Raw genomic sequence first — 26243 nt, forward strand, 5'->3', positions numbered from 1 at the left:
CGACCTGGCGGTGGCTCAGGTAGCCAGGCAGCTCTCCACGTACTCGGGCACCCGCTCCAGGGCCGCCTCCAGGTTCTCCGGATCCTTGCCGCCAGCCTGGGCCATGTCCGCCCGGCCGCCGCCCTTGCCACCCACGCCTTCCGCCACCCGGTTCACCAGGTCGCCGGCGGAGAAGCGGTCGGTCAGGTCGTCGGTGACGCCGGCAATGAGGCTCACCTTGCCCTTCTCCGGGTCCGGCACGCCGAGGACGATCACCCCGGAGCCGAGCTTCTGCTTGAGCTGGTCCACGGTCTGGCGCAAAGACTTGGGGTCCTGGCCCTCCAGGGCGGCGGCAAGCACCTTGGTCCCGCCCACCTCCTGGACCCGGTCCAGGAGGTCGCCGCTGGCGGCGGTGGCCAGCTTGCTCTTGAGCCGCTCCACCTCCTTCTCCAGATCACGGGACCGCTCCACCAGCTCCGCCACCCGCTCGTCGGCGTCGGCGCGGGTGCCCTTGAGGAGCCCGGCGATGCGGCCGATCTGGTCCTCCTGGCCCTGCACGTAATTGAGCGCCTCCTGGCCGGTGAGGGCGGTGATCCGCCGCACCCCGGCGGCGATGCCGGTCTCCTCCACGATCTTGAACAGGCTGATGTTGCCGGTGCGGGAGACGTGGGTGCCGCCGCACAGCTCCATGGAGGCCGGGCCCATTGTGATCACCCGCACCTGCTCGCCGTACTTCTCGTCGAAGAAGGCGATGGCCCCCTTGGCCTGGGCCTGGTCCAGGGTCATCCAGTCGGCGCTCACCTCGTAGTTGGCGCGGATGTGGCGGTTCACCTCGTTCTCGATGGTGCGCAGCTGGTCGGGGGTCAGCCCCTCGTAGTGGCTGAAGTCGAAGCGCAGGCGCTCCGGCTCCACCAGCGAGCCCATCTGGCGGACGTGCTCGCCGACCTGGCGGCGCAGCGCCCCGTGCAGGAGGTGGGTCGCCGAGTGGTTGTAGGCGGTGGCGTGGCGGGCGGACTCGTCCACCGTGCAGTGCACCGTCTCGCCGGTCTTCAACCGGCCCCGCTCCAGCCGGCCCACGTGGGCCACCAGCCCGGGCAGGGGAAGCTGGGTGTCGGTGACCACGAACTCCGCCTCGGCGGTGGTGATGCGCCCGGTGTCGCCCACCTGGCCGCCCGACTCGCCGTAGAAGGGGGTCTGGTTGAGCACCAGCACCGCCTCCTCGCCGGCGTTCAGCTCCTGGAAGCAGGCGTCGTCCTTGAGGATCCCGGTGAGGGCGGCCTCGGCGCTGAGGGACTGGTAGCCGAGGAACTCGGTGCCCTGGTGGCTCTCCAGGAGGTCGTAGTAGGCCTGCGGAACCCGCTCCTCGCCGGAGCCGCCCCAGGAGGCCCGGGCGCGGGCCTTCTGCTCGGCCATGTGCTCGTCGAAACCGGCGGTGTCCACGCTCAGGCCCCGCTCCCGGGCAATGTCCTCGGTGAGGTCCAGGGGGAATCCGTAGGTGTCGTAGAGCCGGAAGGCGGCCTCGCCAGGGATCTCCCGGGCGCCCTCGGACAGGTTGCGGACCACCTCCTCGAGGTGGGCCAGGCCGTCGGACAGGGTGGCCGCGAAGCGCTCCTCCTCGATCCGCAGCACCCGCTCGATGGTGGCCTGCTGCTCGTCCAGCTCGGTGAAGTGGTGGCCCATGGCGTCCACCAGGGGCTGCACCAGCTGGTGGAAGAAGGACCCCTCGATGCCGAGCATGCGGCCGTGGCGGGCGGCCCGCCGGATGATGCGGCGCAGCACGTAGCCGCGCCCCTCGTTGGAGGGGATGACGCCGTCGGTGATCAGGAACGAGCAGGCGCGGATGTGGTCCGCGATCACGCGCAGGCTGACGTCGGTGGCGTCGGCGTCGTTGTAGCGCACCCCGGCCAGCTCCGCCGCCTTGTGGATCAGGGGCAGGAACAGGTCGGTGTCGAAGTTGTTGTGCACCCCCTCCATGACCGCGGCGATGCGCTCCAGGCCCATGCCGGTGTCGATGTTGGGCTTGGGCAGGTCGTGGAGATTGCCCTCGGCGTCCCGGTTGTACTGCATGAACACCAGGTTCCAGATCTCCACGTAGCGGTCGCCCTCGTCCTCGCCGGAGCCGGGAGGCGAGCCGGGCAACTCGGGGCCGTGGTCGTAGAAGATCTCGGAGCAGGGGCCGCAGGGACCGGTGTCGCCCATGGACCAGAAGTTGTCCTCGGCGCCCACGTAGGCGAAGCGCGCGGAGTCGATGCCCATCTCGTCGAGCCAGATGCGCGCCGCCTCCTCGTCCTCGGTGTACACCGTGACGAAGAGCTTCTCCTCCGGCAGGCCGAGGTCCTCGGTAAGGAAGGCCCAGGCGTACTGGATGGCCTCGCGCTTGAAGTAGTCGCCGAAGGAGAAGTTGCCCAGCATCTCGAAGAAGGTGTGGTGCCGGGCGGTGTGGCCCACGTTCTCCAGGTCGTTGTGCTTGCCGCCGGCGCGCAGGCAGCGCTGGCTGGTGACTGCGCGGTTGTAGTCCCGGTGCTCGCGACCCAGGAACACGTCCTTGAACTGCACCATGCCGGCGTTGGTGAACAGCAGGGTGGGGTCGTTCTGGGGCACGAGCGAAGCGCTCGGCACCACCTCGTGGTCCCGAGCCGCGAAGAACTCCAGGAACCTTCTACGAATCTCGGCGCCTTCCATGACGGGCCTCTTCCGCAATCCAGTGGGGGGAGTCGGTGCGCCCTTCCGGGGGCGCAAGGCACGGACGGGCGGGGCCTCGGCATGGCCCCGCCCGTCCGCGTCCTCGGTTCGTGGTTTAGAAACCCGCTTCGTCCTCCGGGTTTCCGCCGCCCCGCAGCAGCCCGGCGCAGACTTCCGGATCAAAGCCGCGCTGCTGCAGATAACGCGTGCGCTTGGCCCGCTCCCGGACATCCGCGGGCGGTGTGTGGCCGAAGCGCTTGGCAAGCTGATCGGCCGCCAGGCGCCGCTCCTCGTCCCGCTCCAGGGCGGCGTGCCGCAGCCCCTCGCCGTCCACGCCGTGCTCGCGCAGCTCCGCCTCCACCCGGCGCGGGCCGAAGCCCTTGGCGAAGCGGGCGCGGGCGTATTCCTCGGCGAAACGCCGGTCCGACTGGGCCCCCTCCGCCTCCAGGCGGTCCAGGGCGGCATCGGCGGCCGGGCGCGGGTGGTCCCGCTCGGCCAGCTTGCGGGCCAGCTCCCGCCGGCTGTGATCCCGGCGCACCAGGAGCTTGAGCGCCTGCGCGTAGGCGGCCTCCACGGCCTCGTCGTCCCGGCCTTCCGGCTCCGTCATGGCGCCCCGTCCGGACCTAGGCCTGCCCCTGCTCCGCCTTGCCGCCGGCATCCTTGCCGCCGCCGGCCTTCTTCTCGGCGCCCTGGGCCGCGCCCTTGTCCGCGGCGGCTTCGGCGGCCTTTGGCTCCCCGTCGCCGACCGGCGCGGGGCTCAGGCCGGCGGCCTCGCGGATCTTGGATTCCAGCTCCGCCGCCATCTCGGGGTTGTCCTTGAGGAACTGGCGGACGTTCTGCTTGCCCTGGCCGATGCGCTCCCCGTTATAGGAGTACCACGCCCCGGACTTCTCGATCAGGCCGTGCTCCACGCCCAGGTCGATGATCTCGCTCTCCCGGGAGACGCCCTCGCCGTAGAGGATGTCGAACTCGGCCTCGCGGAACGGCGGGGCCACCTTGTTCTTGATCACCTTGACCCGGGTGTGGTTCCCCAGGACCTCTTCGCCCTGCTTGATGGCGCCGGTGCGGCGGATGTCCAGGCGCACGGCGGAGTAGAACTTGAGGGCGTTGCCGCCGGTGGTCGTTTCCGGGCTGCCGAACATGACACCGATCTTCATGCGGATCTGGTTGATGAAGAAGACGGTGGTCTTGGAGTTGTTGATGGAGCCCGTGAGCTTGCGCAGGGCCTGGGACAGCAGGCGGGCCTGCAGGCCCACGTGGGAGTCGCCCATCTCGCCCTCGATCTCGGCCTTGGGCACCAGGGCGGCCACCGAGTCGATCACCACCGCGTGCACCGCCCCGGAGCGCACCAGCATGTCGGCGATCTCCAGGGCCTGCTCGCCGGTGTCCGGCTGGGAGACCAGCAGCTCGTCCACGTTGACGCCCAGCTTGCGGGCGTAGGTGGGGTCCAGGGCGTGCTCGGCGTCGATAAAGGCCGCCACGCCGCCGGCCCTCTGGGCCTCGGCCAGGGCGTGCAGGGTCAGGGTGGTCTTGCCCGAGGACTCCGGACCGAAGATCTCGATCACCCGGCCGCGCGGATAGCCCCCCACGCCCATGGCGATGTCCAGGTTCAGGGAGCCCGACGGGGTCACGGGGACGTCGAAGGCCTCCTGGTCCCCCAGGCGCATGACCGAGCCCTTGCCGAACTGCCGGTCGATGTTCTTGATCGCCGAGTCGAGCGCCTTCTGCTTTTCCGCATCCATAGCCGCCACCTTTTCGGAACGCCGGCGCCTCTCGGGCACCGCGGAATATTCGGACTGTTATCCGCAGGGTAACGCACCCGGAACGTTTTGAGAACTTTCCGAGAACAAAAAGCCGGCCGACCCCGGGGAGCCCCCGGCCGGATTCACTCCACCAGCTCCAGGGCCAGGGCGATGGCGGCGTTCACCGTCCGCCAGCGGACCTCCCCGCGGGTGCCGGGGAGCACGAAGCGCCGGGCCTCGGGGGCGGCGTCGCGGCCCCCGGCGCCGATCCACACCGTGCCCACCGGCTTCTCCCCGGTGCCTCCCCCGGGGCCGGCGATCCCGGTGACGGCCAGGGCCAGATCGGCCGGGCTCCGCTCCAGGGCCCCCTGGACCATGGCGCGGGCCACCGGCTCGCTCACGGCCCCATGGCGCTCCAGGACGCCGCCGGGGACACCCAGCAGGGCCTCCTTGGCGGCGTTGGTGTAGGTGACCCAGCCGCGCTCCACGTAGGCGGAGCTGCCGGGGACCGCCGTGAGCCGCTCGGCAATGCCGCCGCCGGTGCACGATTCCGCGGTGGCGATGGTCCGCCCGGCGGCCGTCAGGCGCTGCCCCAGGTGGCGCTCGGGGGACCGCAGCCCGGGATCCAGCCAGGGATCCCGGGCGCCCGCCGCATCGTCCACCCACCACTCGCCGGGGAGGCCGGGGCTCAGGGTGGCGCCTGCCGGCAGGCGGGCGCGCAGGCCCTCCTCGTCGGGGGCCACGGCAGCGAACCGGCCCGGCCGCCGCGGGTCCAGCCCGGCCGCCGCCAGGGCCGCCACCAGGGCCTCCTCGGCCAGCTCGGGCTGGCGGATGCGCACGGCGAGGATCCCCTCCTCCCGGGACCAATCCGCCACCGCCAGCCCGTCCAGGACCACCGGCTGGCCCGCCTCCGGGCCCGCACCGGGGGCCAGGGTGACCCACAGGTCCGGGCGGGCCGCCTCCGGGACGGGCGCGAAGCCGGACAAGCCGACAAGTGTCCGAAGCCGGGCGAGCCGGGCGGCCAGCCAGGGCTCGGCCACCTGTCCGGGGACATGGATGACGGCCTGTCCGGACATGGCGCGTACCTCCGGGGCCTAGCCCGCGTAGCCCCCGGGCCACCAGCGGAACAGGAGCTGGAGCACCGCCAGGGCGTAGAGCCCCGCCACCACATCGTCCAGCATGATGCCCAGTCCGCCGGAGATCCGGGCATCCAGCCAGCCGATGGGAAATGGCTTGAGAATATCAAAGGCCCGAAAGAGGATAAAGCCGGCCACGATGGGGCCCCAGCCGGGAGGCGCGGCGGTCATGGCGATGAGGTAGCCCACCACCTCGTCCCAGACCACGGGAGAGGGATCGCCCACCCCGTAGGCCCGCGCACCCACGGAGCAGATCCAGACGTGGAGGGGGAAGGCGGCCAGAACCACCAGCAGGTAGAGGTGCCAGGGCAGGACCGCCGACAGGGCCATATACAGCGGGATGCCGAGCAGGGTGCCGAAGGTGCCCGGAGCCAGGGGGAGGCGGCCCAGCCCCAGCCCCTCCGCCAGCCAGACCACGGGCTTCACGCGCCGTCCCTTTCCTCGGCGGGGAAATGGTCGTAGCCGCCACTCTCCCCGGGCACGCCCGCGCCGAACACCTCACCAGGGCGCTCCGCCACCACCCGGCCGATGGGGGTGAAGCGGGTATCGGCCTCGTACTTGGCCCGGTGAATGCCCTCGAAGGCCTCCTCCCCGGCGGCGAAGACCAGCTCGAAGTCCTCGCCCCCGGACAGGGCCAGGGGCAGGGGGTCCCGCCCGGTGGCCCAGGACCACTCGCCCATGGGGGCCGACAGGGGCAGCCGCGCGGTGTCCAGCTCGAGGCCCACCCCGCTGGCCGACGCCAGATGGCGCAGGTCCGCGAGCAGGCCGTCGCTCACGTCGATGGCGGCGGAGGCCACCCCGGCGATTCCCTGGCCGTAGGCCAGCGGGGGGCGCGGGCGCAGATGGCGCTCCACCAGGAGGTCGTAGGCGGGCAGCCAGTCCGCGGGGGGATCGCGGAGCAGCTCCAGCCCAGCGGCGGCGTCCCCCAGGGTGCCCGTGACGTACACGGTCTCGCCGGGGCGGGCGCCGTCGCGGCGCAGGGCCCGCTCCGGGGCCACCCGGCCGAGCAGGGTGAGGGATAGGGCCAACGGCCCCGGCGTGGCCACCGTGTCGCCGCCCACCAGGGCGATGCCCCACGTCTCCAGCGCCTCCTGCAGGCCGTCGGCCAGGAGGCCGGCCCGCTCCCGGGCCAGGTCCTTTGGCAGGGAGGCGGCGAGCAGGGCGTGGCGGGGCCGGGCCCCCATGGCGGCGAGGTCGGAGACGTTCACGGCCACCGCCTTCCAGCCCAGCGCCGCGGCGTCGCCGCCCGGCAGGGCGTGCACGCCCTCCTCCACGGTGTCCACGGCCGCCACCCAGTCCGCGTCCCCGCCGTGGGCGAGCAGGGCGGCGTCGTCGCCGATGCCGGCGTGGACATCCGCCGGCCGGGAACGGTCGCGGTGGAAAAGCTCCTCGATGAGGGCGAATTCCCCCGCCGTGCCGATGCGCCCTTCCCTATCCGTCACCGGCGGAGCCCCCGTCCCCCTGGGCGCGGCGCTCGCGGGCGATGCGGTCGAGGACGGCGTTGACGAAGCGATAGCCCTGGTCCGTGCCGAAGGACTTGGCCAGCTCCACCCCCTCGTTGATCACCACCCGGTAGGGCACGTCCTCCCGCTCCAGGAGCTCCCCGACCCCGGCGCGCAGGATGGCCTGCTCCACGCCGGTGAGCTCGGAGAGGCGCCGGGGCATGATGGCCGGGGCGATGAGGGCGTCGATCTCCTCGTGGCGCTCCACGGCCTTGCGCAGCAGGTGCTGGAAATAGGCGCGCTCCGCCCCCTCCAGGTACCCGGCGTCGAGGAACTCCATCTCCAGCTCCCGGGGGTCCTGGGGGTTGTAATGCCACTGGTACAGCGCCTGCACCAGGGCCTCGCGGGCGCGGTGTCGTTCGTTCATGGGACGGATGATTCCTGCCAGATGTGCTCGGTATAGAATTCTATTAAGGAAAGGGGCCGTCCGCGTGCTCGCCCGCCAAAAGGGCTTCAGAACGTGCGCAGGCCGCATGTAGGAGCCCGCTTCAGCGGGCGATGGCCGGATAGGGCCCGCAGGGCTGGGTAGACATCGCTCCCTAAAGTGAGCTCCTACGAGTGAGCTCCCCCAGTTCCGAAGGCCGTTGTACCGGCCCGGCCTCAGCCCTCGAGCTGCCCCATCACCCGCACCATCTCCAGGGCGGCCATGGCGGCGTCGGCGCCCTTGTTGCCGGCCTTGGTGCCGGCGCGCTCGATGGCCTGCTCCAGGGTGTCGGTGGTGATGATGCCGTATCCCACCGGCACGCCCGATTCCATCTGCACCTGAGCCAGGCCCTTGCTAACCTCGGCGGCCACGTAGTCGAAATGGGGGGTGGAGCCGCGGATCACCGCGCCCAGGGCGATGACGGCGTCGAAGCGGCCGCTGGCCGCCATGCGCTGGGCCGCCAAGGGGATCTCGAAGGAGCCGGGCACCCGCACCAGGGTCAGGTCGTCGCCGTCCGCTCCGTTGCGGACCAGGATGTCCTCGGCCCCGCCCACCATGTGGTCCACCACCAAGCTGTTGAAACGGCTGGCGATCAGGCCGAAGCGGAGTCCGCTCGCGTCCAGCCGGCCCTCAATGGTCTTCATTGGCCCCTCCCCGGTTGGCCCCTTGCTGCGTGGTCGTATCGGTCCGGTCCCGCTCCCGCCGCGCGTCCACCGGCTCGCCCACGGGCGGCAGCATGTGGCCCAGCTTGTCGCGCTTGGCGGCCAGATAGCGCTCGTTGGCGGGGTGGGTGGCGCAGATCAGCGGCACGCGCTCCACCACCTCCAGGCCGTAGCCGCGCAGACCGATGATCTTCTTTGGATTGTTGGTCATGAGCCGGAGCTTGCGCACGCCAAGCTGGCGCAAGATCTGGGCGCCCACGCCGTAGTTGCGCAGGTCTGCCTGATAGCCCAGCTCGGTGTTGGCCTCCACCGTGTCGCGCCCGGCGTCCTGCAGGTTGTAGGCGCGCAGCTTGTCGATGAGGCCGATGCCGCGGCCCTCCTGGCGCAGGTAGACGATGACGCCGCGCCCCTCCGCGGCAATCTGCTCCATGGCGCCGTGCAGCTGGGACTGGCAGTCGCAGCGGCGGCTGCCGAAGATGTCGCCGGTGAGGCACTCGGAGTGCATGCGGGTGAGCACCGGCTCGCCGTCGTCGATATCCCCCAGCACCAGGGCCACGTGCTCGCGTTCGTCCACGTCCGACTCGAAGGCCACCACCCGGAACTCGCCGAGGTCGGTGGGCAGGCGCGTGTCCACGGCCTTGCGCACCAGGGACTCGGCCTCCATGCGGTACTGCACCAGGTCGGCGATGGTGCCGATCTTGAGGCCGTGCTCCTCGGCGAAGGTCTCCAGGTCCGGAAGCCGGGCCATGGTGCCGTCGTCGTTCATGATCTCGCAGATCACCCCGGCGGGCTTCAGACCGGCGAGACGCGCCAGGTCCACCGATGCCTCGGTGTGGCCGGTGCGCGTGAGTACCCCGCCCTCCACCGCCCGCAGGGGGAAGACGTGGCCGGGCTGGACCAGATCCTCGGAGCCCGCATCGTCGCCGATGGCCGTCTGGATGGTGTGGGCGCGGTCGGCGGCGGAGATGCCCGTGGTCACCCCCTCCGCCGCCTCGATGGAGACGGTGAAGTTGGTGGCGTGCTTGGCGTCCCGGTTGCGCACCATGAGGGGAAGCTCGAGCTGATCGGTCTGGTCCGGGGTAAGGGCCAGACAGATCAGGCCGCGGCCGTACTTGGCCATGAAATTGATCTGCTCGGGGGTGGCGTGCTCGGCGGCCAGAACAAGGTCGCCCTCGTTCTCGCGGTCCTCGTCGTCCATGAGGATCACCTGCTTGCCGGCACGCAGGTCTTCCAGCAGTTCTGGGATGGGGCTGATGGCCATGGTCTCGTTGCTGCCAGCCGGGTGGGCGCCCGAATCCTCGGGCAGAATGGGTCACGGGCCGGGGCCTTGCCCCGACCCCGGATTCGCTCCGGCGGAGGGCGGGGCTCCGCCGCGGCTACGGATGAGACAGCCGCCCCCGCACGGGGTTCGGGATGGCCGGGGCCCGGCCCTAGCCGCCTTCCCCGAGCCCGGAAAAACCGGCCCGGGCCAGGGACGCCGCGTCCAGGCCGCCGCCCTCCCCGGATGCGTCCTCACCCCGCACGAGCCGCTCCAGGTAGCGGGCGATCAGGTCCACCTCCAGATTGAGCCGGTCGCCGGGGTGCCGGTCGCCCAGGGTGGTGTGGGCCAGGGTGTGCGGCACTAGGTTGACGTCGAAGCGGTTCCCCTCCACCCCGTTCACCGTCAGGCTCACCCCGTCCAGGCAGACCGAGCCCTTCTCGGCCACGTAGCGGCTCAGGTGCGCGGGGACCTCCAGGACGAAGCGCTCGCTGCGCGCCTCCTGGCGCCGTTCCTGCAGCACCGCCAGGCCGTCCACGTGGCCGGAGACCAGATGCCCCCCCAGCCGGGTGGTGGGCAGCAGGGCTTTCTCCAGGTTCACCCGGGAGCCCACCGTCAGGTCGCCGAAAGCGGTGCGCTCCCAGGTCTCCACAGAGACGTCGGCGGCGAAGCCCCCCTCCTCCAGGGCCACCACCGTGAGGCAGGGTCCGGAGACGGCGATGCTGTCGCCCAGGGCCACGTCGCCCAGCTCCAGACCGCCGGCGCGGATGGCGACCCGCCAGTCGCCCGCCGCGGGCTGGATGGAGCGCACGGTACCGACCGCCTGGATGATGCCTGTGAACACGTTCGAAACCTTCCCGGCGGGGCCGGAGCAGCGGGGTCGGCGGAAGGCCGGGGCACGGCGCCTCTCCGCCCCATAGAGGATACCCGCCGCCACCCTTCGGGAAAACCCACCCGGGGTCCTCCCGGTTTCCCGGGAATCACCCTTCCCGGTGCGGCTCGGCGACGATCCGGGTATCGGTACCGACGCCCCGGCGCTCCAGGATGCGCAGATTGATGCGCTCGGCCATGGAACCGATGGGCGGGCCCTCGAACATACCCAGCCCCCCGGCGCCGATGATGCTCGGCGCCTGGTAGGCCACCAGCCGGTCCACCCAGCCGCCGCGCAGCAGGGCCCCCGCCAGGGTGGCGCCGCACTCGGCCAGCACGGAGTTGATCTCCCGTCGGCCCAGCTCGTGGAGGACGGCGCCCAGGGCGGGGCAGCCCCCGTCGCCTTCCTCCAGGGTGATCACCTCGGCCCCCGCCGCTTCCAGGGCCCGGCGCCGCTCCGCCGAGGCTCCCGGGCCACCCACCATCAGGACCCCCCCCGGGCCGGTCACCACCCGGGCCCCGGGCGGCGTGCGCAGGCGGCTGTCCAGGACCACCCGCAGGGGATGGGCGCCCCCCTCGGGGAGGCGCGCGGTGAGGGAGGGGTTGTCGGCGAGGACCGTGCCGCTGCCGGTGAGGAGGGCGGCGTGGGCGTGCCGCAGACGGTGGACGTCGGCGCGCGCCGCCTCGGAGGTGATCCACTGGCTCTCGCCGGTGCTGGTGGCCGTGTGGCCGTCCAGGCTGGAGGCCAACTTGAGGGTGAGCCACGGCCGGCCGCTGCGCACCCGGCTGAGGAAGCCGGCGTTCACCGCTTCCGCCTCCTCCGCCAGGAGCCCGCTCTCCGTGGCGATGCCGGCCTCCTCCAAGCGCCGCAGCCCGCGGCCCCGGACCCGCTCGTCCGGGTCCACCAGGGCGGCCACCACGCGCCCCACCCCCGCCTCCACCAGGCGGTCGGCGCAGGGCGGCGTGCGCCCGTGGTGGCTGCAGGGCTCCAGGGTGACGTAGGCCGTGGCGCCCCGGGCGGCCTCCCCGGCCCGCTCCAGGGCCCGCACCTCGGCGTGCGGTCCGCCCACGCGCTCGTGAAACCCCTCCCCCACCACGCGGCCGTCGCGCACCAGCACGCAGCCCACCATGGGGTTGGGGTCGGTCCAGCCCAGCCCCCGCCGCGCCAAGGCCAGGGCCCGGCGCATGTGGCGGGTATCCTCGGCGTGGGTGGCGGGCGGGGAATCCGGCATGGGCGCCTGTCCGGTCAGCACCGGAGGGGGGGACGGTCGACGGCCGGGCCGGCGCGCACGCCTCAGCCCTCCTCCCGGTTGAGGCGGTCCAACTCCGCCCGGAAGGCGTTGACGTCCTCGAAGCGGCGGTAGACCGAAGCGAAGCGCACGTAGGCCACCTCGTCCAGGTCGCGCAGGGCCTCCATGACCCACTCGCCGATGCGCCGGGAGGGCAGCTCCTTCTCCCCGGACTGCATGAGGCGCTGCTTGATGTCCTGCACCACCCCCTCCACGGCCTCGGAGGCCACGGGCCGCTTCTCCAGGGCCCGCATGAGCCCGGCGCGGAGCTTGTCCTCGCTGAAGGGCTCGCGGCGGCCGTCGCCCTTCACCACCTGGGGGAGGCGCATCTCCACCCGCTCGAAGGTGGTGAAGCGCGCCCCGCAGGCCTGGCAGGCGCGCCGGCGGCGAACCGCCGCGCCTCCCTCGGCCAGACGGCTGTCCTGGACCCGGGTCTCCTCGTTGCTGCAGAAGGGGCAGCGCAAGGGGCGCCCAGCTTTCCTTAGAAGTCGTAGATGGGGAACTGCCGGTTGAGCTCCACCACCTGCTCCTTCACCGAGGCGATGGTCTCCTCGGATTCGGGGTTGTCGAGCACGTCGGCGATCCAGCCGGCCACCTTCTCCGCCTCGGCGTCCTTGAAGCCGCGGGCGGTCATGGCCGCGGTGCCGATGCGGACGCCGCTGGTGACGAAGGGCGACTCCTTGTCGAAGGGCACGCCGTTCTTGTTGGTGGTGATGTTGGCCTTGCCCAGGGCCGCCTCGGCGTCCTTGCCGGTGATGCCCTTCTCGGCGAGGTTCACCAGGAACAGGTGGTTGTCGGTGCCGCCGGAGACGATCTTGTAGCCGCGTGCAGCCAGGGTGTCGGCCATGACCTGCGCGGAGCGCACTACCTGCTTCTGGTCCGACTGGAAGGGCTCCTCCATGGCCTCCTTGAAGGCCACCGCCTTGCCGGCGATCACGTGCATCAGGGGGCCGCCCTGGATGCCCGGGAAGATGTTGGAGTTGGCCTTCTTGGCCAGGTCGGCGTCGTTGGTCAGGATCAGGCCGCCCCGGGGGCCGCGCAGGGTCTTGTGGGTGGTGGAGGTGGTGAAGTGGGCGTGCGGCACCGGGTTGGGGTGCAGGCCCGCCGCCACCAGGCCGGCGATGTGGGCCATGTCCACCATGAGCCAGGCCCCCACCTCGTCGGCGATCTCGCGGAACTTGGCGAAGTCGATGCTCCGGGAGTAGGCGCTGGCACCGGCGATGATCAGCTTGGGCTGGTGCTCCTTGGCCTGGGCCCGTACGTGGTCGTAGTCCAGCTGCTCGGTGTCGGCGTCGAGGCCGTAGGAGACCACGTTGAACAGCTTGCCGGACAGGTTCACCGGGGCGCCGTGGGTCAGGTGGCCGCCGTGGGCCAGGTCCATACCCATGATGGTGTCGCCGGGGGCGAGCAGGGAGAAGAACACGGCCTGGTTCGCCTGAGAGCCGGAGTGGGGCTGGACGTTGGCGTACTCGGCGCCGAACAGCTTCTTGGCCCGGTCGATGGCCAGCTGCTCCACCACGTCCACGTACTCGCAACCGCCGTAATACCGCCGCCCCGGGTAGCCCTCGGCGTACTTATTGGTGAGCTTGGAGCCTTGGGCCTCCATCACCCGCGGCGAGGTGGAGTTCTCGGACGCGATCAGCTCGATGTGCTCCTCCTGGCGGCGGCCCTCGTTGAGGATCGCCTCGTTAAGCTCGGGATCGAAGCTGGCGATGGTGTCCGATTTGGAGTACATGGACTGGTCTTCTCCTGCTGCTGGGACTGGTTGGCGCCGCCCCGAACGGGGCGGCGTGTTGCGGCGGGGAGGGCCGGTCAGCCCTCGATGGACTCGATCTTCTCCACCCGGTTGGCGTGCCGCCCGCCCTCGAACTCCGCGCTCATCCACGCATCGAAGATGCTCGCGGCCAGGCCGGGGCCGATGGCGCGGCCGCCCAGGACCAGCACGTTGGCGTCGTTGTGCTGCCGGGACATGCGGGCCTCGAACTCGTTGTGGCAGAGAGCGGCGCGGACGCCCTTGTGGCGGTTGGCGGCCATGCTGATGCCCAGGCCGGTGCCGCACACCAGCACGGCCCGATCGGCCTCGCCGCTGCGCATCTTCTCCACGGCCATCACGGCGTAGTCGGGGTAGTCCACGCTGGCGTCCTCGTGGGTCCCCAAGTCCACCACCTCGTAACCGCGCTCGCGTGCGTGCTCCAGAACCATGCGTCGCAGCTCAAGGCCGCCGTGATCGGATGCCATTACAATGCGCATGCCCGCCTCCAGAAAATTCAAGGGCCGAAGCGTGGTTCGGCTCGTCATTGGGCAACTGATAAACTATTTAACTTACGAAATCCGCCTTCCCAGTGCAAGCATAGACCATGGACGTCATCCAGCTACATGCCGCCGCGGCCAGCCTCGCGCCTCGGTTCACGGGCCGCGCCGTGCGGGCCGTGGGCGGGCCCGAGCAGGCCCCCGAGCTGCACTTCGGCGCCCCCCCCATCCTGCGCGTGTCCCTCACGGGCCAGTTCCGGGGCCTGTTCCCCCTGAGCGAGACCCAGGGGGACGCGGAGGGCGGCTTCCCGGCCTACCTCCACCAGCGTCTGGCCGGGTTCCACCTGGAGGCCATCGAGCATCCCTGGCCCGACCGAGTGGTGGTGCTGCGCTTCGCCCGCAAGCGCCTCACCGGCAAATACGACCGCCGCGCCCTGGTGGCCGAGTTCCTGGGCAAGCGCTGCAACGCCGCCCTGCTCACCAGCGACGACCGGGTGGACCGGCCCCTGCACCGGCCCGATCTCACCGACCCCGACGCCCGCTTCCTGCCGGGCATGGCCTACCGCCCCCCGGCGGCCCCGCCCGGCAGCGAGGCGGCCCAATGGAGCCTCCTGGAGGGTCCTCCTCCGGCCGACCTCGACCTCTCCGGACCCGCCGAGGAGGTGGCCCGGCGGGTGGTACCCCTGCCGCCACGGCTAGCCCAGGCCCTCGAGGAGCTGGGTGCCGGGGAACGCCGCGACCTGCTGGCCACCGCCGCCGAAGCCCTCGCCGAGCCAACCACGCAGTGGTTCCTCCACGAGGTGGAGGGCAAGCGCTTCCTCTACCCTTTCCCCCTGCCCAACTGGGCGGAGCCCGTGCCGGCCGGCCCCCTGGAGGAGGCCTGGCCGGGCTACATCGAGGCCACCATCCGCGCGGCCCGCGAGGAGCGCCTGCGCCAGCGCCTGGCCAGCCGCCTGCGCGGCCACCGCAAGCGCCTGGAGGATCGCCTGGAGAAGGTGCTGGCGGACGAGGCCCGGCACGCCCACCCGGAGGAGTACCGGCGGTACGGCCAGGCCCTTACCAGCCTAGGCGGCGGCGTGGCGCGGGAGGAGAACGTAGCCGCCACCGACTACCTGGCCAACCCGCCCGAGACCATTCGGGTCCCAGCGACGCCCGGTCGCAGCTACCAGGAGGAGGCCGAGCGCTACTTCAACAAGGCGCGCAAGGCGGAGCGCGGCCAGGAGCTCGCGGCCCGGCGGCGCTTCGAGACGGAGAGCGATCTCGCGGAGGTGGCCCGCCTGGAGGCGGACCTGGAGGAGGCCGACGCGGACACCCTGGAGGCCGTCGCCGACCGCCTGGATCGGCTGGAGGCGCTGCCGGCCGAGGAGCGCCACGGCACCCGCAAGCGCTCCCCCGAGGGCCCCGAGCCGCCTCGCGAGTACCAGTACGGGGGCCACACCATCCTGGTGGGCACCACCCGCGCCACCAACGACTGGCTCACCTTCCGACGGTCCCGGCCGTGGGACATCTGGCTCCACGTCCAGGGTCTGCCCGGCGCCCACGTGGTCATCCCGCGCGACCGCAAGGACCCCCTACCCCCGGACGAGGTGCTGGAGCACGCCGCCCGCTTGGTCGTCACCCACAGCCCCAAGGCGGACCGCAAGGCCGAGGTGGACTGGACCGAGGTGAAATACGTCCGCCGCCACCCCAACGGCAAGCCCGGCCAGGCCCTGTACACCCACTACCAGACCATCCTGGCCGAGGCCCTGCCCCCGGACGAGCTGTCCGCCGAGGCCCCGGCCCCTTCCGGACAGGAGCCATGAGCGCGCCCCCGCTGATCCTCGCCTCCACCTCCCCCTACCGCGCCGCCCAGCTCCGCCAGCTGGGGCTGGACTTCGAAACCGTCCCCCCCGGCGCGGACGAAACGCCCCGCCCCGGGGAGACCCCGGAAGCCCTTGCCGGGCGCCTCGCCGATGCCAAGGCAACCGCGGTGGCCCGCCGGCGCCCGGAGGCGGTGGTCATCGGCTCGGACCAGTGCGCCGCCCTCGGCCCGCGGATCCTCGGTAAGCCCGGGGATTTCGATACCGCCCGTGAGCAGCTTCGGGCGGCCTCGGGAAACACCGTGGTCTTCCACACGGGCGTCTGTGTCCGCCGGGGGGACAGCGGATTCCACCGCACGATGGTGGTGCCCTTCGCCGCCACCTTCCGGGAGCTGAGCGACGACCGGATCGCCCGCTACCTGGAGCACGACCGGCCCTACGACTGCGCGGGGAGCATCCGCACCGAGGGTTTGGGCCCGGCGCTCCTGGAACGCACCGAAGGTGACGACCCCACCGCGGTCACCGGGCTGCCGCTGATCCACACCGTGCGCCTGCTGGAGGCCGCCGGACGGCCCGTGCTCTGAGCTCCTGTCGCTTTTTTTGGCGACCTCCTCTTGACAAATTGTTCACATCCTTCCGGGCACCCCCGAACCCCCACTGTCCGATCCAACCACCCTGTCAAGGACAACCAGAAACTAACATTAATAGACTGTTTTTAAAGGTTTTTATATGTATGCCCAAGAACTAGGCAGGACCGCCCAACCTCCCGTGTCCCAAGGGCTCAGCGGCGCTACACAAGGGTTTTCCCCAAGGTTTTCCACAGGAACTGTGGGGAATCGTTCATCCCCGAGCGCCGCTCCGTGGGGCCTGGGGCCCGCCTTCGACCGGCTTTCCCAGGGGATCCGGGGAAGCGGCCCGAAGGCCCCCTGACGAGACCGGCCCTTTCGCCGGACCCCATGGACAGTCCCCCCACTTTCCCCTTGACTTTTGTTCACAGAGCGACCCAGGCCCCCACCCGGATCCGGACAAGCCCCCAGCATCCCGCCATTCCCGGAAGCCAAGAATGCATCTTTCTGTTTTTACTTTATTTTTTAAGGTGCCTACACCTTAACCCGAAATGCCGAAAGCCCGACGACACAAGGGCTCAGCGGCATTTCCCAGGCCTTTTCCCCAAGGTTATCCACAGGGCGTGTTAGGAATTGTCCGAACCCGACTACGGGCCTCCCCTGGAGGAAGGACACCCCGCCCCCGAACGGCCTTCATTCGGCGCCGCCCGCATCCCCGGAAGGGCCACGCCCTGGTATGCTGGCCGATCCGTCCGGCCCCGGAGGAGCCCATGACCCCCAGCGCCCCCAATCCGCCCCGGGTGTCGGCCCGGCGGCTGCCCGACGACGGCACCTACCCGAACAATCCGCGCCTGCCCCTGCTGGTCTACACGGGGGCCTTCCCCCCGAATGACCCGGAGGCCATCGAGGCGGTGTTGGCCGCCAACGGCTGGCCGCCCGCCTGGCGGTTCGGGGTCTTCAGCCATCACCACTACCACGCCACCGCCCACGAGGTGCTCGGCTGCTTCCAGGGCTCCGCCAGCCTCCAATTGGGCGGCCCGGAAGGCCCGATCCTGGAGGCCGCCGCGGGGGACGTGGTGGTTCTGCCCGCCGGCACCGCCCACAAGGCCGTGGAGAGCCACGGCGGCTTCCTCTGCGTGGGCGCCTACCCCGCCGGCCAGGACCCGGCCATGAACACCGGGCGCCCCGGCGAGCACGAGGACGCCGTTGCGCGCATCGCGCGGGTGCCCGTGCCCGAGGCCGATCCCGCCTACGGGCCGCAGGGGCCCCTCCTGGAGCACTGGGGCACGTAAGGTCCCGCAACGGGCCTTCGGAGAGAAGGAAGTTCGGCACTCATTCCCGGCTTTCCAGGGCGCGCAACCGGTTCCAGTCCGCGATGAGGTAGGTGCCGAGGGCGGGCTCGTCGGCGATGCGCGCCGCCATCCAGGCCGCCGCCTCCTGGCCGCGCCGCCGGTACTCCTGGTTCCCGGTCCGGGCCCCCAGTTCCGCCAGCACCCGCGCACCCAGGGCATTGGCGGAGGGCAGCGGGTTGTCGTTGAAGGGCTTGGTGCGCAGCCACTCCCCAGCCGGGGTCGGCCCTCCGGCGTAGAAGCCGCCGTTGCCCCCGTCCCAGAAGTGCTCCACGGCGGCGTCGGCCAGGGCCCGCGCCCGGGCGAGCCACCGCCCCGTGCCGGTCTGCCCGTGCAGGGCCAGCCCGGCCTCGGCCAGGGCCAGGTAGTCCTCCGCGGCGCCCGGCGGCCCGGCTTGCCCCGGCAGGGCGCTGCGCCTGACCCGGACCGGCTCCGCCGTCGGATCCACGAGGCGGTCCCAGACCGCCTCCGCCGCCTTCTCCGCCCTGCGGACGTAGCGGGCCTCCCCCAGAGCGCCGCCCGCGCGGGCCAGGGCGGTGATCATGTGGCCGTTCCAGGCGGCCACCAGCTTGTCGTCGGCGGGCGGGGCCGGCCGCTGGCGTCGCGCCCGCAGCAGCCGGGTGCGCGCCTCCCGGAGGTGGCGGTCCACCGCCTCCGGGGACAGCCCGAGCTCCTCCGCCACCGCCTCCCGGTCCCGGGCCCGGTAGAGCACATTGGCGCGGCCCAGCTCCGCGCTCTCCCCGGTGTTGCCCCCGGGCTTGACCCCGAAGCGCGCCGCCGCCACCGCGCGGCGCTCCCCCTTCCCCAGGGCTTGCGTGAACTGCTCCCAGGTCCAGGTGTAGTAGGCCCCCTCGGCGCTCCCCTGCGGGCGCTCCGGCCGGGCGCTGTCGGCGCTCAGGGCCGCCCGGTAGCCGCCCTCCGGCAGGGCCATTTGCCGCTCCACGAAGGCCAGGGTCTCCCGGGCCACCTCGGCCCAGCGATCCCCGCCGTATCGCTCCCCGGCCGCCAGCAGCGCCCGCACCAGCAGGGCCTGGTTGTAGAGCATCTTCTCGAAATGGGGCACCCGCCAGTCCGGGTCCACCGCGTAGCGGTGGAAGCCTCCGCCCAGCTGATCCCGGATCCCGCCCTCGGCCATGGCCTCGAGCGTGGTGCGCGCCATGTCGGCCTCGTCCTCGCCCCGGCCGAGCAGGAACAAGAGATCGGCCGGGCGGGGAAACTTGGGAGCCGTTCCGAAACCGCCCTGGAAGGGGGCGAACTCCCCGCGCAGGGCCTTCGCCGCCCGCCGGGGGAGGTCGGACCGCAGACCCCCGGGATCCACCGTCAGGCCGCGCCGGATCAGGGCCGCCCCCTCCTCCGCCCCCTGACGCACCCCCTCCTCGTCCTCCGTCCAGCGCCGGACCACCTCGCGGAGGAGCCCCTTCATGCCCGGCTGGCCCTCCTCCGCCTCGGGCGGGAAGTAGACCCCGCCCAGGAAGGGCTTGCCCTCCGGGGTGGCCCAGACGTTCAGGGGCCACCCGGCCGTTCCCGCGGTCTCCTCCACGAAGCGGCGGTAGGCCTGGTCCAGATCCGGGCGCTGCTCGCGGTCCACCTTCACCGCCACGAAATGGCGGTTCAGGAGCCGGGCGATCTCGGGGTCCGTGAAGGATTCCCGCTCCATCACGTGGCACCAGTGGCAGGTGAAGTAGCCCACGGAGATGAACAGGGGCCGGTTGGTGCGGCGGGCCCGCTCGAAGGCCGCCTCGCCCCAGGGGTACCACTCCACGGGGTTGTCGGCGTGCATGCGCAGGTACGGGCTCGCCGCCTGCTCCAGGCGCCAGCCCCCGCTGCGCTCCGCCTCCTTCTCGCCGCCCGCGTGGAGCGGCAGCGCCAGGGCCAGCATCCCCAGGACCACGCCCACCACGCGACCGGGGTTCCTGTCCACCGACCCCCGTAGAGGCCCTTCGTCGCTTGACATCCGTTCACAACCCTCCGCGGCCCGAACCGAGCACCGCCTTTCGGCGAGGAAAGTTCCGTCCTTCCAGGGGTATACGCATAAGAACCTGAAAATAAAACACTTACTTTTCTGCCTACACGCTGAGCCGATCCGCCCACCTGCCCGGCGCACAAGGGCCAGCGTCCCCTTTCAAGGCCCTGTCCACAACCTTTTCCACAGCCTCTGTGAGGAACTTCCCCCAACCGGCTCGGGCTTTCCCCATTCCGAAACCCGCTACCGGGCTTTCCGCTTTTGCTTTCCGCCCTCCCGGCCATCCTCCTTTACACTGCCCGTAGCCGGTCCACATCCAGCGTCGCCACGCCCTGCTCCAGGCGCACCACGCCCTCGGCCACGAAAGGGCCGAAGGCATGGAGCAGGCCGCCGTCGGCGGCGTAGGCGTCGGGGAACAGCACACACTCGGCGAGGCCGGTGCGGTCCTCCAGGGTGAGGAAGCACATGGGCCGGCCCTCGGCGCGGGTACGGGCGGGCTTGCGGGTCACCTGCCAGCCGGCCACCCGCACCCGGCGGCCGGCGTGCTCCGCCAGGCGCGTCGCCGGCACCATGCCGCGCCGCCACGGCGCCAGGCGGTGGCGGAACAGCGCCAGGGGATGGTCGCTGGCGGTCAGGCCCAGATATTCCAGCTCCCAGCGCAGTCGCTCCTGCGCGTCCTCGGCGGGCACCGGCGCTGGCTGCGGGGCCTCCGCCATGGCGGGAAACAGGTCGCCCGTGCCGGTGGCCCGCCCGCGGTCCCGGCCCCGCCCCTCCAGGGCCCAGAACAGGGCCCGGCGGCTCGCCCCCAGGCCGTCCAGCGCCCCGCAGCCCGCCAGGGCCTCCAGCCCGGCGCGGGCCAGCTCCGGCACGCGCCGCCGCAGGTCCTCGAAACCGGCGAAGGCGCCGCCCCGCGCCCGCTCCGCCACCATGGCCTCCGCCGCCTCGGCGGTGAGGCCGCGCACCCGGTCCAGGCCCAGGCGCACGGCCCACCCGCCGCGGCTGGCGGCGTCCGGCTCGACGCCCGGCGCCACGGCGCTGGCGTTCACGTGGGGCGGGCGCACCGCCACGCCCAGGCGCTTGGTCTCGTCCACATAGGCCTGGGGCCCGTAGTAGCCGCCGCCGTTGGCCAGCACCGCCGCCATGAACTCGGCGGGATAATGGGCCTTGAGGTAGGCCACCTGGAAGGACAGCAGGGCGAAGCTGGCGGAGTGGGCCTTGCAGAAGGCGTAGCCGGCGAAGCTCTCGATCTCCGTCCACAGGGCCTCGATCGCCTCGTCCGCCACGCCCCGCTCCTGGGCGCCCTGCGCAAAGCGCTCCCGGTAGGTCTCCATGGCGTGCCAGTCGCGCTTCTTGGACATGCAGCGGCGCAGGTCGTCGGCCTCGCCCAGGGACATGCCGGCGATCACGCCCACGGTCTTGATGACGTCCTCCTGGTAGACCATCACCCCGCAGGTGGTGTCCAGCACCGCTTCCAGGGCGGGATGGGCGTAGGCCACCGGCTCCTCGCCGCGGTGGCGGCGGATGAAGCGCTCCATGACCCCGGACTGGGAGACCCCGGGACGGATGATGGAGGAGGCCGCCACCAGGGTCTCGAAATCGCGGCAGTCGAGGCGCGCCTGCACCTGGCGCATGGAGGGGGACTCGATGTAGAAGCAGCCCATGGTGGCCCCGCGCGCCACCAGCTCGCGGGTGGCGGGATCGGCCGCGGGGTCGAGGGTCTCGAAGTCCACCGTCTCGCCCCGGTTGGCGCGCACCGCGTCCACGGTGTCCAGCAGCGCGGTGAGGGAGCGGTTGCCCAGCAGATCGATCTTGATCAGGCCCATGGCCTCGGCGGGGTACATGGCGTACTGGGTGGTAACCAGCCCCTTGGGGCTGCGCTCCACCGGCACCCAGGCGTCCACCCGGTCCGGGGCCACCACCAGGCCGCAGGGATGGGTGCCCAGGCCCTTGGGGTTGCCGTCCAGGTACGCCCCCACCCGCAGCACCGTGGCCAGAGGCTCGCGCTCGGGGTGCAGGGCGACCCCGGCGGGGTGCTCGGCCAGGGCCCGCGGCAGGTGGCGCAGCGGCACCCGCGGCAGGCGCTTGGACACCGCCGCCAGTTCCTCGCGGGCGAAGCCCAACGCCGCACCGATCTCCTGGAACAGGCCGCGCGCCTCGTAGGTGGTGAAGGCGCCCACCATGGCCACCCGCTCGGCGCCGTAGCGGGCGTAGACGTAGTCCACCATCTCGTCGCGGCGGTCCCAGGGGAAATCCAGGTCGATGTCGGGAGGGTCGCGGCGCTCGGGGTTCAGGAAGCGCTCGAAGAACAGGCCGTGCCGAACCGGCTCCACGTGGGTGATGCGCAGCACGTAGGCGACGATGGAGTTGGCCACCGAGCCCCGCCCCAGGGTGGGGATGCCGCGCGCCTCGGCGGCCTCCACGAGGTCGTGGACCACCAGGAAGTAGGTGGCGTAGCCCATGTCGGTGATTACCGCCAGCTCGCGCTCCAGGCGCCGCTGGGCCTCCAGGGGCACCACCGCGCCGTAGCGCCGCCGCAGGCCGCTGCGGCACAGGCGGCGCAGGCGGCCGGCGGCGTCCTCCCCCGGCGGCAGCGGGAAGGGCGGAAAGCGCAGCTCGTCCAGCACGGGGTCGAGCACCCGCTCGGCGCAGGCGTCGGCGATGCGCAGGGCGTTATTCAGCGCCTCGCGGTCGTTCACGTAGGCGGTGCGCAGGCGCTCGGCGTCGCGCAGCCACGCCCCCTCCGGGGCGTGCCGCTCCGGGTCCAGACGGGCCAGCGTGGTGCCGGCGCCCATGGCCGCCGCCACCCGGTGGGCCTCATGGGCCTCGGGGTCGACGAATGCGGCATCCAGGGCCGCCGCCTGGGGCAGGCGGCGGTGGCGGGCGTGGCGGACCAGGCGCTCGCGGGCCGCGCGCTCGGCCCGACTGCGGCACAGGTCCGCCGGCACCCGGCGCACGAACAGGGCGCGGGCGGCGCGCAGGGCGGCGCAGTCCAGACGGTCCACCCACGCCCGCGTCCCGGCGAGGAAGAACAGGCGCCCCGCCGCCTCGCGGGCGACGGCCAGCCAGTCCCCACCCAGCCGGCGGGCGCTCACCAGCCGGCACAGGGCCCGGTAACCGTCCAGGTCCCGCGCCAGCACCACGCAGCCGGGGTCGGCCGCGCCGTCCACCAGCCGCGCGCCGAGGATGGGCTTGACCCCCGCCGCCAGCGCCGCGCGGTAGAAGTCCACCGCGCCGTACAGGCCCTCCACGTCGGTGAGGGCGACGGCGTCGATGCCGCGCGCGGCGGCCGCCTCCGCCAGGGCCTCGGGGCTGTCGATGCCGTAGTGGAAGGAGTAGTGGGAATGGACGCAGAGGTGGGTAGCGCGCATTTCGTGGCTCCGGCTTCAGGAGGAGAAGAGGCTTTGAACCGCCAAGGACGCCAAGCGCGCCAAGAAAAACGAAAAGAAGCCCCTGAATAACGGCCAGGCGCGTCGCCTGTATCTGAATCCCTCGGGCGCCCTCCTGAATTCCGCCCGGGGAGATCCTGTCGTTGGTGTTTCCCTTTCTTCCTTGGCGTGCTTGGCGCCCGTGGCGGTTCACCGGAGTTTTCTCGTCGTTCCCCGGATCAGGCACCGCCGTCCAGCCGCCGGCCCCACTGCACGGCGTACGCGCCGAAGCGGTCGCGCACGGCGTCAATGCCGCGCAGCAGGCGATCCATGCGGTCGTCGGCGGGGAACAGCTCGCCCTGGCCGCCGCCGGTGCGCTCCACCACCGCCACCGTCACCCGCCGCGCCGCCACGCGCCGCTCCCAGGCGGCCTGCAGCAGGGCGCTCGCGGCCTCGAACAGCTCGAAGTCGCGGTCGGTGGGCTCCAGCCGGGCGCTGCGGGCGCGCTCCACGCCGTCGCGGTGCACCAGGCCCACCTGCACCTGCGCGGCCCGCTCGGCGCGATCGCGCAGGCGGCGCCCCAGGCGCTCGCTCGCGCCCAGCAGCGCCGGTCCCGCGGCGGCCACCGACTGCTCCTGCGGCGACAGCGGCAGGCTCAGCCGCCATTCCTCCGCGTCGCCCCCCGCCCCCGGCTCCGCCACCGGCCGGGGGTCCAGCCCCCGGCTCCACTGGCCCCACAGGCGGCCACCGGGGCCGAAGGCCGCCTCCAGGCGCGGCAAGGGCACCGCCGCCACGTCGCCGAGCCGGCGCAGCCCCAGCCGCTCCAGCCGCTCCCGCTGAACCGGGCCCAGGCCGGGCAGCACGGACACCGGGAAGCCGCTGACGAAGCGGGGCTCGCCGCCGGGCAGGATGCGCGTCACCCGCTCGGTGCCCAGGGCCGCGGCCATGCGCGCCACCGCCTTGCCCGAGGACAGGGCGGCCTGCACGGGCAGCCGCAGGTCCTCGGCCACCGCGCCGGCCGCGTCGCTGAGCAGGTCCACGGGCGGCCTGCGGAAGTAGCGGCGGGTGCCGGAGAGGTCCAGGTACCAGGCGCCGCCCCCTGCGTTCTCCACCTGGGGGGTGTAGCGGTAGAGCGCGCTGCCCACCTCGCGGCGGGCGCGCGCCACGGCCTCGGGGTCCAGCGGGGTCACCGCGGCATGGCGCCGCGCCCGCCCCGCGGGGGTGCCGGGGCCCACCCCCGCCTCCCGGGCCTCCGCCGAGGCCGCCACCACCGTGGCGCCGCGCGCCACGGCCACCGGCCGGCCGCGCAGGGCGGGGTCGGCGCGGCGCGCCAGGGCCACGGGCAGGTCGGGAAGCACCAGGGAGGCGATGTCGCGGGCGGCGCTCACGGCTTCCTCCTCAACGCTTGCGGTAGGAGCGCATCTGGCCGATGACCACGCCCCGCACGCGCACCCGCTCGGCGGCGTACTCCAGGGGCGCGTAGGCGGCGTTGGCGGGCTCCAGCACCACGGTGGCGCCGCGGTGGTGGATGCGCTTGAGGGTGGCCTCCTCGCCGTCCACCAGGGCCACCACCACCTCGCCGTCCTCGGCGGTGTCGCGGCGCTCCACGATCACCCAGTCGCCGTCGAGGATGCCGTCCTCGGCCATGGAGTCGCCCCGCACTTCGAGGGCGTAGGTCTCGCCGCTGCCGAGGAAGGCCTCCGGGATCTGGATGGCCTCCGGATCCTCCACGGCGTCGATGGGCCGCCCCGCGGCCACCCGTCCCAGCAGCGGCACGGTGGCCAGCCCGGGGCCCGCCTCGTCCACCAGCTCCAGGCCGCGCGCCCGGCCGGGCCGGGTGCGGATCGCCCCCGCCGCCTCCAGGGCGGCGAGGTGCTTGTGCACCGTGGCCTTGGAGGCCAATCCCGCGTCCCGGGCCAGCTCCTCCAGGGTGGGCGCCACCCCGTCGCGGGCGACGGCGGCGCGGATCAGCTCGAGGATCTCCCGCTGGCGTGGCGTCATGGCCGGCGCTCCCGTTCCGTTCGTTCTCTATATGTTCTCAATATAGGCAAACAGGAGGCGAACGGCAAGGGCGCGGCACGCCCCGGCCCGTACGTCCCCGCGGGCCGGGGAGAATCGCGCGGGCCGCCGATGGACACGCCCCCCGGCCGGTCCTACCCTGAAGGGCTCTACCCCCGGAGGGCGCCATGGAGACCATCCACACCGCCGAGTCGGTGGCCAGGGGCCACCCCGACAAGGTCTGCGACCAAATCTCCGACCGGATCCTCGACCGCCTGCTGGAGCAGGATCCCGGGGCCCGGGTGGCGGTGGAGGCGGCGGTAAAAACCGGGCTGGTGGTGCTGCTCGGGGAGGTGACCGCCGACGCCCGGATCGACCTCTCCGCGTGGGCGCGGGAGATCATCGACGAGATCGGCTACCACCGCGAGGGCCTGGGGTTCAGCGCCGAGGCCGCGGGGGTGGTGGACGCCATCGAGGCCCAGAGCCCGGACATCGCCCGCGGGGTGGACCGGGAGGGCGGCGCGCTCGGCGCCGGGGACCAGGGGATCATGGTGGGCTACGCCTGCGACGACACCGCGGCCCTGATGCCCGCCCCCCAGCATTACGCCCACCGCATCATGGCCCGCCAGGCGGAGGCGCTCCGGGAGAACCGCCTGGCCTGGCTGCGCCCCGACGGCAAGTGCCAGCTCTCGGTGCGCTACCGCGACGGCCGGCCCGTGGGCCTGGACAAGCTCGTGATTTCCTTGCAGCACGCACCGGACGCCGACCCCGCAGCGGAGCGGGAGGCAGTGGTGGAGGAGCTGCTACGCCCCACCCTGCCGGAGGGCTGGCTGCCGCCCGCCGGGGACCTCCTCATCAACCCCACGGGCCGCTTTGTGGTGGGCGGACCCAAGGGGGACGCCGGGGTCACCGGCCGCAAGATCGTCCAGGACACCTACGGGCCGCAGCGCCCCCACGGCGGCGGCGGCTTCTCCGGCAAGGACCCCACCAAGGTGGACCGGGCCGCCGCCTACATGGCCCGTTACACCGCCAAGAACCTGGTGGCCGCCGGGCTGGCGCGCTGCGCCGAGGTACGCCTGGCCTACGCCATCGGCGTGGCCGAGCCCGTCATGGTGGCGGTGGACACTCTCGGCACGGGGGCTGCGGACGACCGGCGTTTGGCGGCGGCCTTACGCGCGGTCTTCGACTTCACCCCGCGCGGCTGCATCGACGCCCTGGACCTGCGCCGACCCATCTACACGGACACCGCGCGCTTCGGGCACTTCGGGCGCGACGAGCCCGCCTTCACCTGGGAGCGCACCGACCGGACGGAGGAGCTGCGGTCGGCCCTGGGATGAGGCCCGGACGGGCCCGCCGTATCCCCAATTTGCCGCGGGATCCCGGCGCGCTACGGTCTACCGGTGACCATC

General features: G+C 72.5%; 22 protein-coding genes. 4 read left to right on the plus strand and 18 right to left on the minus strand.

All coding sequences use genetic code 11. The annotated features are described in order from the left end of the window. Window positions 1–15: 15 nt before the first annotated feature. The 14 genes from alaS to rpiB all read right to left on the minus strand — a co-directional run bounded on the left by alaS (window position 16) and on the right by rpiB (window position 13794). A complete protein-coding gene (gene alaS, locus AN478_RS05145) occupies window positions 16–2661 on the minus strand; it encodes an alanine--tRNA ligase (protein WP_054965555.1) in 2646 nt (881 codons plus the stop codon). 115 nt (window positions 2662–2776) lie between these two features. Continuing rightward, window positions 2777–3268, minus strand: a complete 492-nt coding sequence (locus AN478_RS05150) for a regulatory protein RecX (protein WP_054965556.1) — start codon at window positions 3266–3268, stop codon at window positions 2777–2779. A 16-nt stretch (window positions 3269–3284) separates the two neighbouring features. Next, a complete protein-coding gene (recA, locus tag AN478_RS05155; RefSeq protein ID WP_054965557.1) occupies window positions 3285–4403 on the minus strand; it encodes a recombinase RecA in 1119 nt (372 codons plus the stop codon). A gap of 143 nt (window positions 4404–4546) precedes the next feature. Then, window positions 4547–5032 carry a CinA family protein gene (locus AN478_RS14825; RefSeq protein WP_082432890.1) on the minus strand — a complete coding sequence of 162 codons (486 nt, stop codon included), beginning with the start codon at window positions 5030–5032 and terminating at the stop codon, window positions 4547–4549. Window positions 5033–5497: 465 nt separating this feature from the next. Then, complete coding sequence (locus AN478_RS05165) at window positions 5498–5965, minus strand: phosphatidylglycerophosphatase A family protein (protein WP_054965558.1); 468 nt, start codon at window positions 5963–5965, stop codon at window positions 5498–5500. Continuing rightward, the gene (gene thiL, locus AN478_RS05170; RefSeq protein ID WP_054965559.1) at window positions 5962–6981 is read right to left on the minus strand and encodes a thiamine-phosphate kinase; all 1020 of its coding nucleotides are present in this window, start codon (window positions 6979–6981) and stop codon (window positions 5962–5964) included. Before thiL ends, AN478_RS05165 begins: the two co-directional genes overlap by 4 nt. Continuing rightward, window positions 6971–7408 (minus strand): transcription antitermination factor NusB, encoded by a 438-nt coding sequence (gene nusB, locus AN478_RS05175; RefSeq protein WP_054965560.1) that lies wholly within the window; start codon window positions 7406–7408, stop codon window positions 6971–6973. The genes thiL and nusB overlap by 11 nt, the downstream gene beginning before the upstream one ends. A 233-nt stretch (window positions 7409–7641) precedes the next feature. Beyond that, window positions 7642–8109, minus strand: a complete 468-nt coding sequence (gene ribH, locus AN478_RS05180; protein WP_054965561.1) for a 6,7-dimethyl-8-ribityllumazine synthase — start codon at window positions 8107–8109, stop codon at window positions 7642–7644. After that, window positions 8096–9388 carry a bifunctional 3,4-dihydroxy-2-butanone-4-phosphate synthase/GTP cyclohydrolase II gene (locus tag AN478_RS05185; protein WP_074471420.1) on the minus strand — a complete coding sequence of 431 codons (1293 nt, stop codon included), beginning with the start codon at window positions 9386–9388 and terminating at the stop codon, window positions 8096–8098. Before AN478_RS05185 ends, ribH begins: the two co-directional genes overlap by 14 nt. A 169-nt stretch (window positions 9389–9557) precedes the next feature. After that, on the minus strand, window positions 9558–10229 hold the full coding sequence (locus AN478_RS05190) for a riboflavin synthase (RefSeq protein ID WP_054965562.1): 672 nt from the start codon (window positions 10227–10229) through the stop codon (window positions 9558–9560). Between the two features lie 136 nt (window positions 10230–10365). Next, on the minus strand, window positions 10366–11487 hold the full coding sequence (ribD, locus tag AN478_RS05195) for a bifunctional diaminohydroxyphosphoribosylaminopyrimidine deaminase/5-amino-6-(5-phosphoribosylamino)uracil reductase RibD (protein ID WP_054965563.1): 1122 nt from the start codon (window positions 11485–11487) through the stop codon (window positions 10366–10368). Window positions 11488–11549: 62 nt separating this feature from the next. Next, window positions 11550–12008, minus strand: a complete 459-nt coding sequence (gene nrdR / locus AN478_RS05200) for a transcriptional regulator NrdR (RefSeq protein WP_054965564.1) — start codon at window positions 12006–12008, stop codon at window positions 11550–11552. A gap of 17 nt (window positions 12009–12025) precedes the next feature. Beyond that, a complete protein-coding gene (gene glyA / locus AN478_RS05205) occupies window positions 12026–13279 on the minus strand; it encodes a serine hydroxymethyltransferase (protein ID WP_054965565.1) in 1254 nt (417 codons plus the stop codon). Window positions 13280–13356: 77 nt separating this feature from the next. Beyond that, window positions 13357–13794, minus strand: coding sequence for a ribose 5-phosphate isomerase B (gene rpiB / locus AN478_RS05210; RefSeq protein WP_054965566.1), 438 nt, complete (start codon window positions 13792–13794; stop codon window positions 13357–13359). Between the two features lie 107 nt (window positions 13795–13901). On the opposite strand from rpiB, the gene AN478_RS05215 reads away from it, so the two are divergent. From AN478_RS05215 to AN478_RS05225, 3 genes are all read left to right on the plus strand, one after another. Beyond that, window positions 13902–15596 carry an NFACT RNA binding domain-containing protein gene (locus AN478_RS05215; RefSeq protein WP_054965567.1) on the plus strand — a complete coding sequence of 565 codons (1695 nt, stop codon included), beginning with the start codon at window positions 13902–13904 and terminating at the stop codon, window positions 15594–15596. After that, window positions 15593–16177 (plus strand): Maf family protein, encoded by a 585-nt coding sequence (locus AN478_RS05220; protein WP_054965568.1) that lies wholly within the window; start codon window positions 15593–15595, stop codon window positions 16175–16177. Before AN478_RS05215 ends, AN478_RS05220 begins: the two co-directional genes overlap by 4 nt. A 752-nt stretch (window positions 16178–16929) precedes the next feature. Continuing rightward, window positions 16930–17451 (plus strand): hypothetical protein, encoded by a 522-nt coding sequence (locus tag AN478_RS05225; protein WP_054965569.1) that lies wholly within the window; start codon window positions 16930–16932, stop codon window positions 17449–17451. Window positions 17452–17491: 40 nt separating this feature from the next. On the opposite strand, the gene AN478_RS05230 is transcribed toward AN478_RS05225, so the two are convergent. The 4 genes from AN478_RS05230 to lexA form a co-directional block, all read right to left on the minus strand. Then, window positions 17492–19429 carry a thioredoxin domain-containing protein gene (locus AN478_RS05230; RefSeq protein WP_176758772.1) on the minus strand — a complete coding sequence of 646 codons (1938 nt, stop codon included), beginning with the start codon at window positions 19427–19429 and terminating at the stop codon, window positions 17492–17494. Between the two features lie 332 nt (window positions 19430–19761). Further along, on the minus strand, window positions 19762–22839 hold the full coding sequence (locus tag AN478_RS05235; protein WP_054965571.1) for a DNA polymerase III subunit alpha: 3078 nt from the start codon (window positions 22837–22839) through the stop codon (window positions 19762–19764). Window positions 22840–23075: 236 nt separating this feature from the next. Further along, window positions 23076–24224, minus strand: a complete 1149-nt coding sequence (locus AN478_RS05240; RefSeq protein ID WP_054965572.1) for a DNA polymerase Y family protein — start codon at window positions 24222–24224, stop codon at window positions 23076–23078. Window positions 24225–24234: 10 nt separating this feature from the next. Next, window positions 24235–24837 carry a transcriptional repressor LexA gene (gene lexA, locus AN478_RS05245; RefSeq protein WP_054965573.1) on the minus strand — a complete coding sequence of 201 codons (603 nt, stop codon included), beginning with the start codon at window positions 24835–24837 and terminating at the stop codon, window positions 24235–24237. A gap of 185 nt (window positions 24838–25022) precedes the next feature. Here lexA and metK point away from each other — a divergent pair, with 185 nt between their 5' ends. Beyond that, window positions 25023–26171, plus strand: coding sequence for a methionine adenosyltransferase (gene metK, locus AN478_RS05250; RefSeq protein WP_054965574.1), 1149 nt, complete (start codon window positions 25023–25025; stop codon window positions 26169–26171). Window positions 26172–26243: the final 72 nt, after the last annotated feature.

This window comes from Thiohalorhabdus denitrificans, assembly GCF_001399755.1.
In the GTDB taxonomy this organism is placed as follows: Bacteria; Pseudomonadota; Gammaproteobacteria; order Thiohalorhabdales; family Thiohalorhabdaceae; genus Thiohalorhabdus; species Thiohalorhabdus denitrificans.